Consider the following 17515-nt stretch of genomic DNA (forward strand, 5'->3'; position numbering starts at 1 on the left):
CTGCGCCGCAACAGTCCAAGAAACAGACTATCGAAGGGTGTCTGGCGATCCAGATGCTGCGCTGCACACCGACATTTTTCTCAGGGATTTCCCTGAAATATCGAGATTTTCGACCCAACCCCGGCAGACTGGCACGCCACCTGCGAAAGGGGACGCGTCCGACAACGCACCGACCGCCCCAAGCACCATGCCCCAGACCACCGACACCTCCCTGCCCGCCGTCGACACCTCGCTGCGCTTCGTGCGGGTGATCGAACGCCGTGCCGACGGCCTGGTCGCCTTCGAGTTCTCGATCGGCTGGCCGGAGCTGGCGGTGGAGCTGATGCTGCCGGCCTCGGCCTTCGAGGCCTTCTGCGCCAACAACCGGGTGCAGCGTCTGGACACCTGAGTTCCCGAGAGCCGTTCAACAACCATTCCAACGGAGACAAGCACCGATGAACATCGACCTGCAGGCGCGGGAGATCACGCCGCTGCGCCAGACCTACGCCCACGTGGCGAAATACATCGGCGGCGACAAAACCGCCAGCCGCTACCAGGAGGCCACTTTCGGCGCCCAGCCGATGGTCAACTTCCACTACCGGCCGACCTGGGACCCGGGCCACGAACTCTTCGACGCCAGCCGCAGCAAGATCGTGCTGGCCGACTGGTACGTGCTCAAGGACCCGCGCCAGTTCTATTACGCCACCTGGACCATGGCCCGCGCCAAGCAGCAGGACGCGATGGAGGCCAACTTCCAGTTCGTCGAGCAGCGCGGCATGGTCGGCATGATGCCCGACGCCGTGCGCGAGAAGGCCCTGAGCGTGCTGATGCCGCTGCGCCACGCGGCCTGGGGTGCCAACATGAACAACGCGTCCATCTGCGCCTACGGCTACGGCACCGCCTTCACCGCGCCGGCCATGTTCCACGCGATGGACAACCTGGGTGTGGCGCAGTACCTGACCCGCCTGGGCCTGGTGCTGGGCGAGCCGCAGTCGCTGGAAGACGGCAAGCAGGCCTGGCTGGACGCCCCCGAGTGGCAGGGCCTGCGCCGGCTGGTCGAGGACAGCTTCGTGGTCAGCGACCCGTTCGAGCTGTTCGTGGCGCAGAACTTCGCGCTCGACGGCCTGCTGTACCCGCTGATCTACGGTGGCTTCGTGGACGACCACGTCGCCCTGCAGGGCGGCACCGCGGTCGCAATGCTGACCAGCTTCATGCCCGAGTGGCACGACGAAACCGCGCGCTGGATCGACGCCGTCATCAAGGCCGCGGGCGCCGAATCGGACGCCAACAAAGCCCTGCTGCGCGGCTGGGCCGGCCACTGGATGGACCGCGCCCAGGCCGCCCTCTCGCCCATCGCCCGCCTGGCCCTGGGCGAGACCGGAGAAACCGTGTTGAGCGACGCCCGCGTGCAGCTGCAGGCGCGCCTGGCCAAGACCGGCGTCACCGCCTGACCAGGCCTGAACAGGAGACCACAACATGTCCGACGTATTCATCGCCTTCCAACACAACGAAGAGTCCCGTCCGGTGATCGACGCCATCGTGGCCGACAACCCGAACGCGGTGCTGACCCACCCGACCGGCCTGGTCAAGATCAACGCGCCCGGCAGCCTGACCATCCGCCGCGAAACCATCGAGGGCCTCACCGGGCGGCCCTACGACCTGCAAGCCATCCACGTCAACCTCGTCACCCTCTCGGGCTACATCGACGAGGACGACGACCAGCTCACGCTGAGCTGGAAGCACTGAACACAACGCAGAAGGAGACAACGCATGGACACCCGTGTTGCCAGCAAGAAGCTCGGCCTGAAAGAACGCTACGCCGCCATGACCCGCGGCCTGGGCTGGGAGACCAGCTACCAGCCGATGGACAAGGTGTTCCCGTACGACAAGTACGAGGGCATCAAGATCCACGACTGGGACAAGTGGCAGGACCCGTTCCGCCTGACGATGGACGCGTACTGGAAGTACCAGGGCGAGAAGGAGAAGAAGCTCTACGCCGTCATCGAGGCCTTCGCGCAGAACAACGGCCAGCTCGGCGTGACCGACGCGCGCTACGTCAACGCGCTCAAGCTGTTCATCCAGGGCGTGACGCCGCTGGAGTACTACGCGCACCGCGGCTTCGCCCATGTGGGCCGCCAGTTCACCGGCGAAGGCGCCCGCGTCGCGGCGCAGATGCAGTCCATCGACGAGCTGCGCCACTACCAGACCGAGACGCACGCGATCAGCCACTACAACAAGTACTTCAACGGCATTCACCACTCGAACCACTGGTACGACCGCGTGTGGTACCTGTCGGTGCCGAAGTCCTTCTTCGAAGACGCCTGCACCGGTGGTCCGTTCGAGTTCCTCACAGCCGTCAGCTTCAGCTTCGAGTACGTGCTGACCAACCTGCTGTTCGTGCCCTTCATGAGCGGCGCGGCGCACAACGGCGACATGTCCACCGTGACCTTCGGCTTCAGCGCGCAGAGCGACGAGAGCCGCCACATGACGCTGGGCATCGAGTGCATCAAGTTCCTGCTGGAGCAGGACCCGGACAACGTGCCCATCGTGCAGCGCTGGATCGACAAGTGGTTCTGGCGCGGCTACCGCCTGCTGACCCTGGTCGCGATGATGCAGGACTACATGCTGCCCAAGCGCGTGATGAGCTGGAAGGAAGCCTGGGAGATGTACGCCGAAGAAAACGGCGGCGCCCTGTTCAAGGACCTGGCGCGCTACGGCATCCGCGAGCCGGCCGGCTGGAAGCAGGCCTGCGAAGGCAAGGACCACATCAGCCACCAGGCCTGGGCCACCTTCTACAACTACAACGGCGCCGCCCCGTTCCACACCTGGGTGCCCAAGGAAGACGAACTGGCCTGGCTGAGCGAGAAGTACCCCGAGACCTTCGACAAGTACTACCGCCCGCGCTGGGAGTTCTGGCGCGACCAGGCCGCCGAAGGCAAGCGCTTCTACAACATGACGCTGCCGATGCTGTGCACCACCTGCCAGATCCCGATGCTGTTCACCGAAGAGGGTGACCCCAGCAAGATCTGCTACCGCGACAGCGACTACAAGGCCTACAAGTACCACTTCTGCAGCGACCACTGCAAGAGCATCTTCGACCACGAGCCCGAGAAGTACGTGCAGAGCTGGCTGCCGGTGCACCAGATCTACCAGGGCCACTGCTTCCCCGAAGGCACCGACCCGACCGCCGAGGGCTTCGACCCGCTGATGGCCGTGCTCAAGTACTACGAGATGGAAGTCGGCCGCGATAACTTCGACTTCGAAGGTTCGGAAGACCAGAAGAACTTTGCGATGTGGAAAGGAGACACGAAATGAGCGTCGTCGCCATCGCCCCCTACGAGTTCACGCCCAGGGATGTGCGCGAGAACTTCCCCGCCCCGCTGCTCTACATCGGCTGGGAAGACCACCTGATGTTCTGCGCCCCCGTCTGCCTGCCGCTGCCGCCGGACACCCCGTTCGGCGCGCTGTCGGCCGCGGTGCTGCCCGGCATCTACGGCTACCACCCGGACTTCGCCAAGATCGACTGGGCCCAGGTCGAGTGGAAGAAGAACGGCCAGCCCTGGACGCCCGACCCGGCCAAGTCGCTGGCCGAGAACGGCCTGGTGCACAAGGACGCGATCCGCTTCAGAACCCCTGGGCTCACAGGGATCAAAGGTTCGTTCAGCTGATCCGGCCATGAGCTACCAACTGACGATCGAGCCGCTGGGCGCGACCATCGAGGTCGAAGAAGGCCAGACGGTGCTGGACGCGGTGCTGCGGCAGGGTCTCTACCTGCCGCACGCCTGCGGCCACGGCCTCTGCGGCACCTGCAAGGTGCAGGTCTGCGATGGCGAGGTGGACCACGGCGCGGCCAACCCGTTCGCGCTGATGGACTTCGAGCGCGACGACGGCAAGACCCTGGCCTGCTGCGCCACGCTGCAGGCCGACACCACCATCGAGGCCGACATCGACGAGGAACCCGATGCGCGCGTGATCCCGGTGCGCGATTTCGCGGCCACGGTCAGCCGCGTCGAGGACCTCACGCCCACCATCAAAGCGATCCACCTGCAGCTGGACAAGGCCATCGACTTCCAGGCGGGGCAGTACGTGCAGGTGGAGATCCCGGGTGTGGGCAGCCGCGCCTTCTCGATCGCCAATCACCCCGCCGACGTGGCCGCCACGAAGGGCATCGAGCTCAACGTGCGCAAGCTGCCCGGCGGCGCCGGCACCACCTGGCTGCACGAGCAGCTCAAGGCCGGCGACCGCCTGCGCGTGGCCGGCCCCTACGGCCGTTTCTTCGTGCGCGAGTCGGCGCGCCAGCCGATGCTGTTCATGGCCGGCGGCTCGGGGCTGTCAAGCCCGCGCTCGATGATCGTGGACCTGCTCTCGCGCGGCTGCACGCTGCCCATCACCCTGGTCTACGGACAGCGTTCGCACGAGGAGCTGTACTACGACGCCGAGTTCCGCGCGCTCGCCGAACAGCACGCCAACTTCACGTACGTGCCGGCGCTCTCGCACGAGCCCGAGGGCTCGGACTGGGACGGCTTCCGCGGCTTCGTGCACGAAGCGGCCAAGGCGCATTTCGGCGGCAGCTTTGCGGGCCAGAAGGCCTACCTGTGCGGGCCGCCGCCCATGATCGAGGCCTGCATCTCCACCCTGATGCAGGGCCGCCTGTTCGAGCGCGACATCTACACCGAGAAGTTCCTCTCGGCGGCCGACGCGCAGGCTGCCCGCAGCCCGCTGTTCAGGCAGGTCTGAGGCCGTTGCCGCCCTTCGTTTCGCTCTTCCCATGCGCACGCACCACCTCCAGGAACATGGCCAGCACCGGCGACGGATCGCCGCGCCGGTAGAGGCAGCTCAACTCCAGGTCCTTGAGGTGGCGGCTGCGCAAGGGCACGAACACCACGCCCGGCAGGCGCAGGCTGGCGGCCGACCGGGTGGCGATGGTCAGCCCGAAGCCACTGGCCACCAGGGCCACGGCCGTCACCACGTCCTCGACGTCCTGCTCGACCGCCAGCCGCACGCCTTCCTGACGGAAGGCCTCGGCCACTTCCTGCGCCAGCCCGTGGATGGCCTCGTTGGGGTAGAGGATCATGGGCAGCCCGTCGAGGTCGGCCATCCCGACCTGCCTGCGCTGCGCCAGCGGGTGCGCTTCGTGCATCGCCACCAGCAGCGGCTCGCGCAGCACCGACTCGACCACCAGGTCCGGCTCGGGCGGGACCAGTCGGTTGAAGCCCACGCTGATGCGCCGTTCGCGCAGCGCCTGCAGCTGCTCGGACTTGGTGAGGTTGTGCAGCGCGATGCGCACCTCGGGCCGCTGCGCGTGGAACTTCGCGAGCACACGGGGAATGACGTCCAGCACGCCCGAGCCGTAGATGCCCACGTCGAGCTGTCCGGTCAGCCCCTGCGCCGCGCGCCGCGTGCGCTCGGCCGCGCGCTGCGCCAGGTGCAGCAGGTTGGGCACCTCGTCCAGCAGCGCCTGGCCCGCCTCGGTCAGCTCCACACCGGCCGGCGTGCGCAGGAACAGCGGCGCACCCATCTCGTCTTCCAGCGCCTTGATCTGGCGCGACAGCGGCGGCTGCGCCATGTGCAGGCGCTCGGCCGCGCGGGTGAAGTTGCGCTCTTCGGCGACCGCCAGAAACTGGCGCATGTCTTTGAGATCCATGGGGCCTCCTGGTTCGGTTCGCAATACCTCACCAGTATAGGGTCGCAAAAATTCGGTATTGGACGGTATGACCGCTCCGCCCTATCTTTGGCAGCTGAAGCTGCTGCGTTGAAGAAGAACTGAGACATGTCCCTGTTTGATTCCCGCCCCAAGTTCGCCGTGCACGTCGCCCAGACGGACGAGACCTATCTCTGTGCCGGCAACGAAAGCCTGCTGACGGGCATGGTCCGGCTCGGCCGCAAGGGCATCCCGGTGGGTTGCGTCAACGGCGGCTGCGGGGTCTGCAAGGTCCGCATCGTCGAGGGACAGATCAAGGCCCTGGGGCCGATCAGCCGTGCACACGTGACGCTCGACGAAGAGAACAATGGCTACACGCTGGCCTGCCGCGTGGCGCCCCAGACGCCGGTGAACGTCGAAGTGGCCGGCAAGTTGAGAAAACCGTTTTCCAAGGGGCGCGCAGAGTCTGCGACTGCCGGCCCTTCAATTCAGCAGCAGTAACCAACCACAAGGAGACAAAACATGGGTGTGATGCGCATCGGGCACGCCAGCCTGAAAGTGATGGACATCGACGCGGCCGTCCGGCACTACGAGAACGTGCTGGGCATGAAGACCACCATGAAGGACAAGGCGGGCAACGTCTACCTCAAGTGCTGGGACGAGTGGGACAAGTACTCGGTCATCCTGACCCCATCGGACCAGGCCGGCATGAACCACCTGGCCTACAAGGTCGAAAAGGAAGCCGACCTTGAAGCGCTTCAGCAGAAGATCGAGGCCTGGGGCGTGAAGACCACCATGCTCGACGAAGGCACCCTGCCCTCGACCGGCCGCATGCTGCAGTTCAAGCTGCCCAGCGGGCACGAAATGCGCCTCTATGCCAGCAAGGAGTTTGTCGGCACCGACGTGGGCAGCACCAACCCCGACCCTTGGCCCGACGGCCTCAAGGGCGCAGGCGCTCACTGGCTGGACCACTGCCTGCTGATGTGCGAGATGAATCCCGAGGCCGGCATCAACACCGTGGCCGACAACACCCGCTTCATGACCGAGGCACTGGACTTCTTCCTGACCGAGCAGGTGCTGGTCGGACCCGAAGGCAACATGCAGGCGGCCACCTGGATGGCCCGCACCACCACGCCGCACGACATCGCCTTCGTGGGCGGCCCGCGCAGCGGCCTGCACCACATCGCCTTCTTCCTGGACTCGTGGCACGACGTGCTCAAGTCCGCCGACGTGATGGCCAAGACCAAGACGCGCATCGACGTGGCCCCCACCCGCCACGGCATCACGCGCGGCGAAACCATCTACTTCTTCGATCCCAGCGGCAACCGCAATGAGACCTTCGCCGGCCTGGGCTACCTGGCCCAGCGCGACCGGCCGGTGACAACCTGGACCGAAGACCAGATAGGCAGCGGGATTTTCTATCACACGGGCAATCTGGTGCCGTCTTTCACCGAGGTGTACACGTGATCTACCCCCTGCGCCGCTGACGCGGCTTCCCCCCTCTCTGGCGCGCCTTCGGCGCTCGGAGGGGGGACGGCACCTGAGGCCCGGCGGAGCCGGTTCCTCGGTGCCCCTCGAACCGGAGTCACCTTTCTCTCGCCGCTTCTTCTTATGACATCCGCTCTCTCTGTTCCCTCTTCCGTCATCACCGCGTCGGCGGCTTCGATGGCCTGCCAGGCGGCGGTGGCGCACGCGGAGGCATTGGGCATTCGCATCAATGTGGCCGTGACCGATGCCTCGGGCACGCTGGCCGCTTTTCTGCGCATGCCCAATGCCTTCCTGCATTCGATCGACATCGCGATCGACAAGGCCTACACCGCCGCGAGCTTCGGCTTTCCCACCTCGCAATGGGGCGGCGTCATCGGTGACGACGAGCTGCTGCGCATTGGCCTGAACCAGCGCCAGCGCCTGGTGCTGTTCGGCGGCGGCCTGCCGGTCGTGACCGACGGCCAGCGCATTGGCGGTATAGGTGTTTCCGGCGGCTCGGCCGAGCAGGACGAGGCCTGCGCCCGCGCCGGCCTGAAAGCCCTGGGCCTCGACTGATTTTTCATCTCACTCACGCACCATGAAACAGTTCCTGAACTTCATCAACGGCGAATTCGTCGCCACCGCCAAGACCTTCGACAACCGCAACCCGGCCACCAATGAAGTGGTCGGCAAGGTGCACGAGGCCGGCCAGGCCGAGGTCGACGCCGCCGTGGCCGCGGGCCGTGCCGCGCTCAAGGGCGAGTGGGGCACGATGAGCGTGGTCAAGCGCGCCGAGCTGCTGCACGCGGTGGCCGACGAGATCAACCGCCGCTTCGACGACTTCCTGGCGGCCGAACTGGCCGACACCGGCAAGCCGCGTTCGCTGGCCTCGCACATCGACATCCCGCGCGGCGCGGCCAACTTCAAGATCTTCGCGGACATCGTCAAGAACGTTCCGACCGAGAGCTTCCAGATGACCACGCCCGACGGCGGCACGGCCATCAGCTACGGTCTGCGCACGCCCCTGGGCGTGGTCGGCGTGATCTGCCCCTGGAACCTGCCGCTGCTGCTGATGACCTGGAAGGTCGGCCCGGCCCTGGCCTGCGGCAACACCGTCATCGTCAAACCCTCGGAGGAAACCCCCGCCACCGCGACCCTGCTGGGCGAGGTGATGAACGCGGTCGGCGTGCCCAAGGGCGTGTACCAGGTGCTGCACGGCTTCGGCCCCGGCTCGGCCGGCGAATTCATCACCAAGCACCCGGGTGTCAACGGCATCACCTTCACCGGCGAGACCCGCACGGGTGAAGCCATCATGGCCGCCGCCGCCAAGGGTGTGCGCCCGGTGTCGTTCGAACTCGGCGGCAAGAACGCCGGCATCGTGTTCGCCGACGCCGACTTCGACAAGGCCATCGCCGGCATCACCCGCAGCGCCTTCGAGAACTGCGGCCAGGTCTGCCTGGGCACCGAGCGCGTGTACGTGCAGCGCCCGATCTTCGACAAGTTCGTCGCGGCACTGAAAGCCAAGGCCGAAGGCCTGAAGATCGGCGGCCCCGACATGCCGGGCGTGGGCATCGGCCCGCTGATCTCGGCGGAGCACAAGCAGAAGGTCATGGGCTACTACGCCAAAGCCAAAGCCGAGGGTGCGACCGTGATCACCGGCGGCGGCGAACCGGCCATGACGGGCGAGTACGCCAACGGCCACTTCGTCCAACCGACCATCTGGACCGGCCTGCCCGAAAGCGCCAGCGTGATCCGCGAAGAAATCTTCGGCCCCTGCTGCCACATCGCGCCCTTCGACACCGAAGAGGAAGCGATTGCCCTGGCCAACGCCACCGACTACGGCCTGGCCACCACCGTGTGGACGCAGGATCTGGGAAAGGCCCACCGCATGGCCGCGGCCATCGAAGTCGGCCTGTGCTGGATCAACAGCTGGTTCCTGCGCGACCTGCGCACCGCCTTCGGCGGCAGCAAGGCCTCGGGCATCGGCCGCGAAGGCGGCGTGCACTCCCTGGAGTTCTATACCGAGCTCCGCAACGTGATGGTGAAGCTGTGATCTCCCCCCCTGCGCCGCTGCGCGGCCCTGGACGAACGGCCCACTCGCCGCCCCTTCAACGCAAAGACCTCAAGGACAAGACACATGAATGCCCCACACAACCCTGAAATTGCGCTGAGCGTTCGCACAGGCAGCTTCAACACCAACGTGCACGACCTCGGCAGCTCCAAGCCGGGACAGCCTCCGGTGCTGTTCATCCACGGCTCCGGCCCCGGCGTGAGTGCCTGGGCCAACTGGCGCCTCGCGATGCCCGTCATCGCAAAGGACCGCCGCGTGATCGCGCCCGACATGGTCGGTTTCGGCTACACCGACCGCCCGGCGGGCATCACCTACAACATGGACACCTGGGTCCAGCAGGCGCTGGATGTCATGGACGCGATGGGCGTCGAGAAAGCCGACGTGGTCGGCAACAGCTTTGGCGGTGCGCTCTCGCTGGCGCTGGCGATCCGCGCGCCGCAGCGCGTGCGCCGTCTGGTGCTCATGGGCTCGGTCGGCGTGCCCTTCCCGATCACGCCGGGCCTGGACGCGGTCTGGGGCTACGAGGCTTCGCTGGACAACATGAAGCGCATCATGGACGTGTTCGCACACAACCGGGGCCTGATCACCGACGAGCTGGCCGAACTGCGCTACCAGGCCAGCGTCCGCCCCGGCTTCCAGGAATCGTTTTCGGCCATGTTCCCCGCCCCGCGCCAGCGCTGGGTCGACGCCATGGCCAGCCCCGAGGCCGCGATTCGCGCGCTGCCGCACGAGACGCTCATCGTGCACGGCCGCGAGGACCAGGTGATTCCGCTGCAGACCTCGCTGACGCTGAGCCAGTGGATTCCCAACAGCCAGCTGCACGTGTTCGGCCACTGCGGCCACTGGACACAGATCGAACACGCCGCGCGCTTCGTCCAGCTGGTGTCGAACTTCCTCGCCGAAGCCGACGCGCAGAGCGCCGCGTCCGCCTGACCTCTTTTCCCACACAGAACACCATGGACAACTCCAAGATCCAGCAGTACGGCGACGAGCTCTACCAGTCGCTGCTCGACCGCCAACCCGTCGCTCCGCTGACCGACCGCGAAGCGGACATCACCATCGAGGACGCCTACCAGATCCAGCTGCGCATGATCCAACGCCGCCTGGACGCGGGCGAGCGCGTAGTGGGCAAGAAAATCGGCGTGACCAGCAAGGTCGTGATGGACATGCTCAAGGTCAACCAGCCCGACTTCGGCCACCTGCTCTCGGGCATGGTCTACAACGAAGGCCAGCCCATCCCGGTGGGAACCATGATCGCGCCCAAGGCCGAGGCCGAGGTCGCCTTCATCCTGGCGCGCGACCTCGAAGGCCCCGGCGTCACCGCGGCCGACGTGCTGCGCGCCACCGACTGCGTGATGCCGTGCTTCGAGATCGTCGACTCGCGCATCAAGGACTGGAAGATCAAGATCCAGGACACCGTGGCCGACAACGCCTCCTGCGGCGTGCTCACGCTCGGCGGCCTGCGCAAGAGCCCGCGCGACCTCGACCTCGCGCTGGCCGGCATGGTGCTGGAGAAGAACGGCGAAATCATCAGCACGTCCTGCGGCGCATCGGTGCAGGGCTCGCCGGTCAACGCGGTGGCCTGGCTGGCCAACACGCTCGGCCGCCTGGGCATCGGCCTGAAGGCCGGCGACATCATCCTCTCGGGCTCGCAGTCGCCGCTGGTGCCGGTGGTCGCGGGCGACAGCCTGTATTGCAGCGTCGGCGGCCTGGGCGGCACGTCTGTGCGTTTCGTCGCCTGAGCGGGAAGGAAACAACCACATGAAACTCGACAAGAACACCCTCGCCCAACTGGCCGAGCACCTGGAAAACGCCGAGCTGAAGGCGCACGACGTCACCAAGATCACCGACGACCATCCGGACATGGACTGGGACGACGCCTACGCGATCCAGGACCTGATCCGCGCGCGCAAGGAAGGACGCGGCCACAAGACTGTGGGCCTCAAGTGCGGCCTGACCTCCTACGCCAAGATGAAGCAGATGGGCGTGGACACACCGGTCTTCGGCTTCGTCAGCGACTACATGGCCTGCGCCGAAGGCAGCGACATCAAGACCTCCGAACTCATCCACCCCAAGGTCGAGGCCGAGATCTGCGTCGTCACCAAGGCGCCGCTCAAGGGCCCGGGCTGCCATGTCGGCGCCGTGATGGCCGCGATCGACTTCGTGATCCCCGGCGTGGAGATCATCGACAGCCGCTACCGCGACTTCAAGTTCGACCTCAAGAGCGTGATCGCCGACAACACCTCGGCCTCGCGCTTCGTGATCGGCGGCCGTGCCCGCCGGGTGGAAGAGCTGGACCTGCGCACGCTGGGCGTGGTGCTGGAGAAGAACGGCCAGATCGTGGCCATGGCCGCCGGCGCCGCCGTGATGGGCCACCCGGCCGCCGCCATCGCCGCCCTGGCCAACCACCTGGGCGCGCGCGGTCAGGAGATCCCGGCGGGCAGCTTCATCATGACCGGCGGCGTGACCGAAGCCATTGCGGTGCAGGCCGGCGACAGCGTGAACGTGCGCTTCCAGGACCTGGGCACGGTCGGCATGCGATTCGTCTGAGCGCCGCCCTGAGCCGCCTGCACCCATGAACGCACCCGCCACCCCGTCGCGCGCCGTGACCGTGCTGGTCACGCGCCGGGTCGCACCCCAAGGCGTGGCCGGCTTCGAGGCGGCCATGGCCGGCATGATCGAGGCGGCGACCCACTTCCCCGGCCACCTGGGCGGCCAGCTGGTGCGCCCCGGCGAGGCCGGCGGCGGCGACGAGCCCCTGCTCTACCACGTGGTCTTCGCCTTCGACAACGAGGCGCACCTGGCCGCCTGGCAGGACTCGCCCGAGCGGGCCCGCTGGCTCGCGCAAGTCGCACCCCACACCGTAGGTGCGCAGGAGATGCGCCGGGTCAGCGGGCTGGACTACTGGTTCGCGCCGGCGGGCAGCACCACCAAGGCGCCGCCGCCGCGCTGGAAGGTGGCGATCGTGACCTGGCTGGGCATCTTCCCGACCGTGCTGCTGCTGTTCCTCACCGTGGCGCCGCTGCTGGCCGACTGGCCGCTGGTGCCGCGCACCATGGTCATCACCGTGCTGGTGGTGGTCCTCATGACCTGGGTGGTGGCGCCGCGCCTGACCCGCTGGCTGGCAGGCTGGCTGCACGCCCGTCCGCCCGCAGGAGGGCGCCCATGAGCCCGGCACCACGCCCCCTGGCGGGGCAGACCGCCTTCGTCTCGGGCTCGACCGCCGGCATCGGCCTGGCCATCGCCCAGGCCCTGCTGGCCGACGGCGCCCATGTGGTGCTCAACGGCCGCGGCGAGGCGTCGGTGCAGCGCGCACTGCAGACCCTGCGCCAACAGCACCCGCAGGCCGAGGTGTCCGGCATCGCCGCCGACCTGGGCACCGCCGCCGGCTGCGAGCAGGTGGCGACCCGGCTGGCCGATGTGGACATCCTGGTCAACAACCTCGGCATCTTCGAGCCCAAGCCCTTCGAGCAGATCGCCGACGCCGACTGGCAGCACCTGTTCGAGGTCAACGTGATGAGCGGCGTGCGACTTTCACGCGCCGCCTTGCCGGGCATGCTGGAGCGCAACCGCGGCCGCATCGTCTTCATCTCCAGCGAGTCGGGCATCTGTCCGCCGGCCGAAATGGTGCACTACGGCATGAGCAAGTCGGCCCAGCTGTCCGTGGCGCGAGGCCTGGCCGAGTGCTGTGCCGGCACCGCCGTCACGGTCAACAGCGTGCTGCCCGGCCCCACGCTGACCGAAGGCGCACGCGCTTTCTTCGACACGCTCGCCACACAGCAGGGCCTGAGCTTCGACGAAGCCGCGGCCCGCTTCTTCCGGGAAGCGCGGCCCACCTCGCTGCTGCGCCGCTTCATCCGCCCCGACGAGGTGGCGGCCATGGTGGCCTACATCTGCAGCCCGCAGGCCAGCGCCACCACCGGCGCCGCGCTGCGGGTGGACGGTGGCGTGGTGCGCACGCTCACCTGAACCTTTTTTCTTTTTCCCCCAGGAGTCAACCCATGACCAAAAAAATCAAGTGCGCCCTCATCGGGCCCGGCAACATCGGCACCGACCTGCTGGCCAAGCTGCAGCGCAGCCCCGTGCTCGAACCCGTGTGGATGGTGGGCATCGATCCCAACTCCGACGGCCTCAAGCGCGCCAAGGAGATGGGCATCAAGACCACCGCCGAGGGTGTGGACGGCCTGATTCCGCACATGAAGGCCGACGGCGTGCAGATCGTGTTCGACGCCACCAGCGCCTACGTGCACGCCGAGAACTCGCGCAAGGTCAACGAACAGGGCGCGATGATGATCGACCTCACGCCCGCCGCCATCGGCCCCTACTGCGTGCCGCCGGTCAACCTCAAGCAGCACGTCGGCCAGCGCGAGATGAATGTGAACATGGTCACCTGCGGCGGCCAGGCCACCATCCCCATGGTCTACGCGGTCAGCCGCGTGCAGCCGGTGAGCTACGGCGAGATCGTCGCCACCGTGTCCAGCAAATCGGTCGGTCCCGGCACGCGCAAGAACATCGACGAGTTCACCCGCACCACGGCCGGCGCGGTCGAGAAGGTGGGCGGCGCCAAGAAGGGCAAGGCCATCATCGTGATCAACCCGGCCGAGCCGCCGCTGATCATGCGCGACACGGTGCACTGCCTGGTCGAAGGCACGCCCGACGAGGCCGCGATCACGAAGTCGGTGCACGACATGATCAAGGAAGTGCAGAAGTACGTGCCGGGCTACAAGCTGGTCAACGGCCCCGTCTTCGACGGCAACCGCGTCTCCGTCTTCATGGAGGTCGAGGGCCTGGGCGACTACCTGCCCAAGTACGCCGGCAACCTGGACATCATGACCGCCGCCGCCGCGCGCACCGCCGAGATGTTTGCCGAAGAAATCCTGAAGGGCGAGCTCGTGCTCGAACCCATCGCCGCCTGATCCGGAGCACCCCATGAGCCAGCAAAAAATCACCCTGCACGACATGACCCTGCGCGACGGGATGCACCCCAAGCGCCACCTGATGACGCTCGACCAGATGAAGAGCATCGCCTGCGGCCTCGACGCCGCCGGCGTGCCGCTGATCGAGGTCACCCACGGCGACGGCCTGGGCGGCTCCAGCGTCAACTACGGCTTCCCGGCCCACTCCGACGAGGAGTACCTGGGCACCGTGATCCCGCTGATGAAGCAGGCCAAGGTCTCGGCCCTGCTGCTGCCCGGCATCGGCACCGTCGACCACCTGAAGATGGCGCACGGCCTGGGCGTGCACACCATCCGCGTGGCCACGCACTGCACCGAAGCCGACGTGAGCGAACAGCACATCACCTACGCCCGAAAGCTCGACATGGACACCGTGGGCTTCCTGATGATGGCCCACATGAACAGCCCCGAAGGCCTGGTGAAACAGGCCAAGCTGATGGAGGGCTACGGCGCCAACTGCATCTACATCACCGACTCGGCCGGCTACATGCTGCCCGCCGACGTGAAGGCCCGCCTGCAGGCCGTGCGCGACGCGCTCAAGCCCGAGACCGAGCTGGGCTTCCACGGCCACCACAACCTGGCCATGGGCGTGGCCAACTCGGTCGCCGCCATTGAATGTGGCGCCACCCGCATCGACGCTGCCGCCGCCGGCCTGGGCGCGGGCGCAGGCAACACGCCGATGGAAGTGCTGGTCGCCGTGCTCGACCGCATGGACGTGCAGACCGGTGTGGACGTCTGGAAGATCCAGGACGTGGCCGAAGACCTGGTCACGCCCATCATGGACTTCCCGATCCGCATCGACCGCGACGCGCTCACGCTGGGCTATGCCGGCGTGTACGGCAGCTTCCTGCTGTTCGCCAAACGCGCCGCCGTCAAGTACGGCCTGTCGGCGCGCGACATCCTGGTCGAACTGGGCCGCAAGAAGATGGTCGGTGGCCAAGAAGACATGATCGAAGACACCGCCATGACCATGGCCCGCGAGCGCGATGCCCGCCAACAGAAAAAAGCGGCCTGAGGAACGCACCCTATGCAACGCAGAGTTTTCATCGCCTCCGTGGGGGCCGGCCTGGCCCTGGCACCCGCCGCTGGTTGGTCGCAGGACGCCTACCCCGCCCGTCCCGTCAAGCTCATCGTGCCCTTCCCGCCGGGTGGACCCACCGACATCATGGGCCGCACCGCCGCCAAGGCCATGGGCGACGCGCTGGGCCAGTCCTTCGTGGTCGAGAACAAGGCCGGCGCCGGCGGCAATATCGGCACCGACGCGGTGGCCAAGGCCGCGCCGGACGGCTACACCATCGGACTGTCGGCCATCAGCAGCCTGGCCATCGCGCCCTACCTCTACGACAAGCTGCCGTTCCAGGTGGAAAAGGACTTCGCCCCGATCTCGCTGGTGGGCACCACGCCCTGCGTGATCGTCGTGCACCCGAGCGCACCGTTCGCCGACCTCAAGGGCTTGGTCGCCTACGCCAAGGCCAACCCGGGCAAGCTCGGCTACGCCACGTCCGGCATCGGCACCAGCAACCACCTGGCGGCCGAGCTGCTGCAGTCGGTGGCCGACATCGAACTCACCAACATCCCCTACAAGGGCTCCAGCCAGATCGTGCCGGACCTGCTCTCGGGCACGGTGATCATGAGCATGGAAAGCTCGCTGGCCACCACCTTGCAGCACATCCGCAGCGGCAAGCTCAAGGCGCTGGCCGTCACCTCGCCCACGCGCGCCAAGGCCCTGCCGGACGTGCCGACCGTGGCCGAGTCCGGTTACCCCGGCTTCGCGGTGGAGACCTGGTTCGGCCTGGTCGCCCCCGCCGCCACCCCGGCCGCCGTCGTGCAGAAGCTGCACGACGCCTGGGCCAAGGGCGCCAAGACCGCCGAGGCCCAGGCCGCGTTCGACAACATCTCCGGCAACCTGCGCGTCACCACGCCCCAGGAGTTCGGCGCCTTCATCAAGGCCGAGAACAACCGCTGGGGTTCCCTGATCCGCAAGCTGGACATCAAAGCCAACTGACCCCGAGAGACCACCACCATGCCGTTCGCACAGATCTACATCCTCGAAGGCCGCACGCCCGAGCAGAAGAAGGCCGTGATCGAGAAGGTCACCCAGGCGCTGCACGAGGCCATCGACGCGAAGAAGGAAACCATCCGCGTCTGGATCCACGAAATGCCCAAGGAGAACTGGGGCATCGCGGGCGTCAGCGCCAAAGACCTCGGCCGCTGACCAGGACCGGAATCGCCGCCCAGCGCTACCAGGGGCGCGTGGTCGTCGTGACCGGCGCCGCGCAGGGCATCGGCCGGGCCTGCGCGCTGCGCATGGCGGCCGAGGGCGCGCGCGTGGTGCTGGTGGACCGCGCCGCCGGCCCCTGCGAGGCGGTGCGCGACCAGATCACCGCTGCAGGCGGCGAGGGCCTGCTGGTGGCCGCCGACCTGGAGCAGCACGAAGCCGCGCAGGCCGTGGTGCAGGCGGCCCTGCAGGCCCACGGCCGCATCGACGTGTCGGTGCACAACGTGGGCGGCGCCATCTGGGCCAAGCGGTTCTGGGAATACACGCCCGACGAGATGCAGCGCGAGATCAACCGCTCGCTCTGGCCCACGCTGTGGTGCTGCCGCGAAATGGCGGCGCTGATGAAGCGCCAGGGCGATGGCGCCATCGTCAACGTCGGCTCCATCGCCACCCGCGGCATCTACCGCGTGCCCAACGCCGCGGCCAAGGGCGGCGTGCACGCGATGACGGTGGCCATGGCGATGGAACTCGCCGAATTCGGCGTGCGCGTCAACTGCGTCTCACCCGGTGCCATCGACAACGGCCAGCGCATCGTGCCGCGCAACCCGCAGCCGCTGAGCGAGGCCGAGACCGGCTGGATGAAAGCCATCTACACCCAGTCGCTGCGCGACACGCCGATGAACCGCCTGGGCACACCAGAAGAGATCGCCGCGGCCATCGGCTTCCTGGGCGCGCCCGAGGCCTCGTACATCACCGGTCAGGTGCTGTTCGTGGGCGGCGGTGCCATCGGCTGAGGGCGGCTGGGATGAAGACGGTGGCCCAACTTGCCGAAGCGATCTGGGCCGCCCGCCAGGCCGGGTGCACGCTGGACGCCGACGCCACCGTCGGCTCGCCCGACCTCGCCACCGCCTACGCCATCCAGCGCGCGCTGCTCGGCCTGCGCCTGGCCGCCGGCGAGCGCGTTGTCGGGTGGAAGCTGGGTTACACGTCGGAAGTGATGCGCCGCCAGATGGGCATAGCCCGGCCCAACATCGGGCCGCTGACCGACCGGATGCTGCTGAACTCGGGCGACGCGGTGCACGAGCGCCTGGTGCAGCCGCGGGTCGAACCCGAGATCGGGCTGCGCCTCCAAACCGCCCTCGACGCGCGGCACGCGCCCGCCGACCGCCACACCGTGGCCGCCG

Annotated in this window: 21 protein-coding genes and 1 pseudogene; 21 read left to right on the forward strand and 1 reads right to left on the reverse strand. The window is 67.5% G+C overall.

Annotation, left to right across the window (positions count from 1 at the left end; all coding sequences use genetic code 11):
- Positions 1-187: 187 nt before the first annotated feature.
- Genes DBR23_RS19350 through DBR23_RS19375 form a run of 6 tightly spaced genes read left to right on the forward strand, consistent with a single transcriptional unit; the run spans position 188 to position 4716 of the window.
- Positions 188-388 carry a phenol hydroxylase subunit gene (locus tag DBR23_RS19350; RefSeq protein WP_108499285.1) on the forward strand — a complete coding sequence of 67 codons (201 nt, stop codon included), beginning with the start codon at positions 188-190 and terminating at the stop codon, positions 386-388.
- A 46-nt stretch (positions 389-434) separates the two neighbouring features.
- Positions 435-1430, forward strand: a complete 996-nt coding sequence (locus DBR23_RS19355; protein WP_108499286.1) for an aromatic/alkene monooxygenase hydroxylase subunit beta — start codon at positions 435-437, stop codon at positions 1428-1430.
- A gap of 25 nt (positions 1431-1455) precedes the next feature.
- Positions 1456-1725, forward strand: coding sequence for an MmoB/DmpM family protein (locus tag DBR23_RS19360; RefSeq protein WP_008344278.1), 270 nt, complete (start codon positions 1456-1458; stop codon positions 1723-1725).
- 24 nt (positions 1726-1749) lie between these two features.
- The gene (locus DBR23_RS19365) at positions 1750-3294 is read left to right on the forward strand and encodes an aromatic/alkene/methane monooxygenase hydroxylase/oxygenase subunit alpha (protein WP_108499287.1); all 1545 of its coding nucleotides are present in this window, start codon (positions 1750-1752) and stop codon (positions 3292-3294) included.
- Complete coding sequence (locus DBR23_RS19370) at positions 3291-3647, forward strand: phenol hydroxylase subunit P4 (RefSeq protein WP_108499288.1); 357 nt, start codon at positions 3291-3293, stop codon at positions 3645-3647. Before DBR23_RS19365 ends, DBR23_RS19370 begins: the two co-directional genes overlap by 4 nt.
- A 7-nt stretch (positions 3648-3654) precedes the next feature.
- Positions 3655-4716 carry an NADH:ubiquinone reductase (Na(+)-transporting) subunit F gene (locus tag DBR23_RS19375; RefSeq protein WP_108499289.1) on the forward strand — a complete coding sequence of 354 codons (1062 nt, stop codon included), beginning with the start codon at positions 3655-3657 and terminating at the stop codon, positions 4714-4716.
- Here the strand turns inward: DBR23_RS19375 and DBR23_RS19380 are convergent.
- The gene (locus DBR23_RS19380) at positions 4703-5623 is read right to left on the reverse strand and encodes a LysR substrate-binding domain-containing protein (RefSeq protein WP_066786854.1); all 921 of its coding nucleotides are present in this window, start codon (positions 5621-5623) and stop codon (positions 4703-4705) included. The genes DBR23_RS19375 and DBR23_RS19380 overlap by 14 nt on opposite strands.
- Positions 5624-5749: 126 nt before the next feature.
- On the opposite strand from DBR23_RS19380, the gene DBR23_RS19385 reads away from it, so the two are divergent.
- The 15 genes and pseudogenes from DBR23_RS19385 to DBR23_RS19455 form a co-directional block, all read left to right on the forward strand.
- Positions 5750-6121 carry a 2Fe-2S iron-sulfur cluster binding domain-containing protein gene (locus DBR23_RS19385; protein ID WP_066786851.1) on the forward strand — a complete coding sequence of 124 codons (372 nt, stop codon included), beginning with the start codon at positions 5750-5752 and terminating at the stop codon, positions 6119-6121.
- Positions 6122-6142: 21 nt separating this feature from the next.
- Positions 6143-7087: a catechol 2,3-dioxygenase gene (locus DBR23_RS19390; protein ID WP_108499290.1), complete on the forward strand. Its 945-nt coding sequence runs from the start codon at positions 6143-6145 to the stop codon at positions 7085-7087.
- A 144-nt stretch (positions 7088-7231) separates the two neighbouring features.
- Positions 7232-7663, forward strand: a complete 432-nt coding sequence (locus DBR23_RS19395) for a heme-binding protein (protein ID WP_066786844.1) — start codon at positions 7232-7234, stop codon at positions 7661-7663.
- A gap of 22 nt (positions 7664-7685) precedes the next feature.
- Positions 7686-9140 carry a 2-hydroxymuconic semialdehyde dehydrogenase gene (locus DBR23_RS19400; RefSeq protein WP_108499291.1) on the forward strand — a complete coding sequence of 485 codons (1455 nt, stop codon included), beginning with the start codon at positions 7686-7688 and terminating at the stop codon, positions 9138-9140.
- 84 nt (positions 9141-9224) lie between these two features.
- A complete protein-coding gene (locus DBR23_RS19405; protein ID WP_108499292.1) occupies positions 9225-10091 on the forward strand; it encodes an alpha/beta fold hydrolase in 867 nt (288 codons plus the stop codon).
- Positions 10092-10114: 23 nt separating this feature from the next.
- On the forward strand, positions 10115-10900 hold the full coding sequence (gene dmpE / locus DBR23_RS19410) for a 2-oxopent-4-enoate hydratase (RefSeq protein ID WP_108499293.1): 786 nt from the start codon (positions 10115-10117) through the stop codon (positions 10898-10900).
- A gap of 19 nt (positions 10901-10919) precedes the next feature.
- Positions 10920-11708, forward strand: coding sequence for a 2-oxo-3-hexenedioate decarboxylase (gene dmpH, locus DBR23_RS19415; protein ID WP_108499294.1), 789 nt, complete (start codon positions 10920-10922; stop codon positions 11706-11708).
- Between the two features lie 25 nt (positions 11709-11733).
- Complete coding sequence (locus DBR23_RS19420) at positions 11734-12327, forward strand: antibiotic biosynthesis monooxygenase (RefSeq protein WP_060984468.1); 594 nt, start codon at positions 11734-11736, stop codon at positions 12325-12327.
- Complete coding sequence (locus DBR23_RS19425; protein WP_108499295.1) at positions 12324-13127, forward strand: SDR family NAD(P)-dependent oxidoreductase; 804 nt, start codon at positions 12324-12326, stop codon at positions 13125-13127. The genes DBR23_RS19420 and DBR23_RS19425 overlap by 4 nt, the downstream gene beginning before the upstream one ends.
- A 32-nt stretch (positions 13128-13159) precedes the next feature.
- Positions 13160-14074 (forward strand): acetaldehyde dehydrogenase (acetylating), encoded by a 915-nt coding sequence (locus tag DBR23_RS19430; protein ID WP_108499296.1) that lies wholly within the window; start codon positions 13160-13162, stop codon positions 14072-14074.
- Between the two features lie 13 nt (positions 14075-14087).
- Positions 14088-15128: a 4-hydroxy-2-oxovalerate aldolase gene (gene dmpG / locus DBR23_RS19435; protein WP_060984465.1), complete on the forward strand. Its 1041-nt coding sequence runs from the start codon at positions 14088-14090 to the stop codon at positions 15126-15128.
- Positions 15129-15140: 12 nt separating this feature from the next.
- Complete coding sequence (locus DBR23_RS19440; RefSeq protein ID WP_108499297.1) at positions 15141-16118, forward strand: tripartite tricarboxylate transporter substrate binding protein; 978 nt, start codon at positions 15141-15143, stop codon at positions 16116-16118.
- 18 nt (positions 16119-16136) lie between these two features.
- On the forward strand, positions 16137-16328 hold the full coding sequence (locus DBR23_RS19445) for a 2-hydroxymuconate tautomerase (RefSeq protein ID WP_008328882.1): 192 nt from the start codon (positions 16137-16139) through the stop codon (positions 16326-16328).
- A gap of 11 nt (positions 16329-16339) precedes the next feature.
- Complete coding sequence (locus tag DBR23_RS19450; protein ID WP_108499298.1) at positions 16340-17125, forward strand: 1,6-dihydroxycyclohexa-2,4-diene-1-carboxylate dehydrogenase; 786 nt, start codon at positions 16340-16342, stop codon at positions 17123-17125.
- A gap of 11 nt (positions 17126-17136) precedes the next feature.
- Positions 17137-17515: pseudogene (locus DBR23_RS19455) on the forward strand (hydratase); the annotation flags it as partial.

Origin of the sequence: Acidovorax sp. HMWF018 (genome assembly GCF_003061035.1) — a bacterium.
GTDB classification, from domain to species: domain Bacteria; phylum Pseudomonadota; class Gammaproteobacteria; order Burkholderiales; family Burkholderiaceae_C; genus Acidovorax; species Acidovorax delafieldii.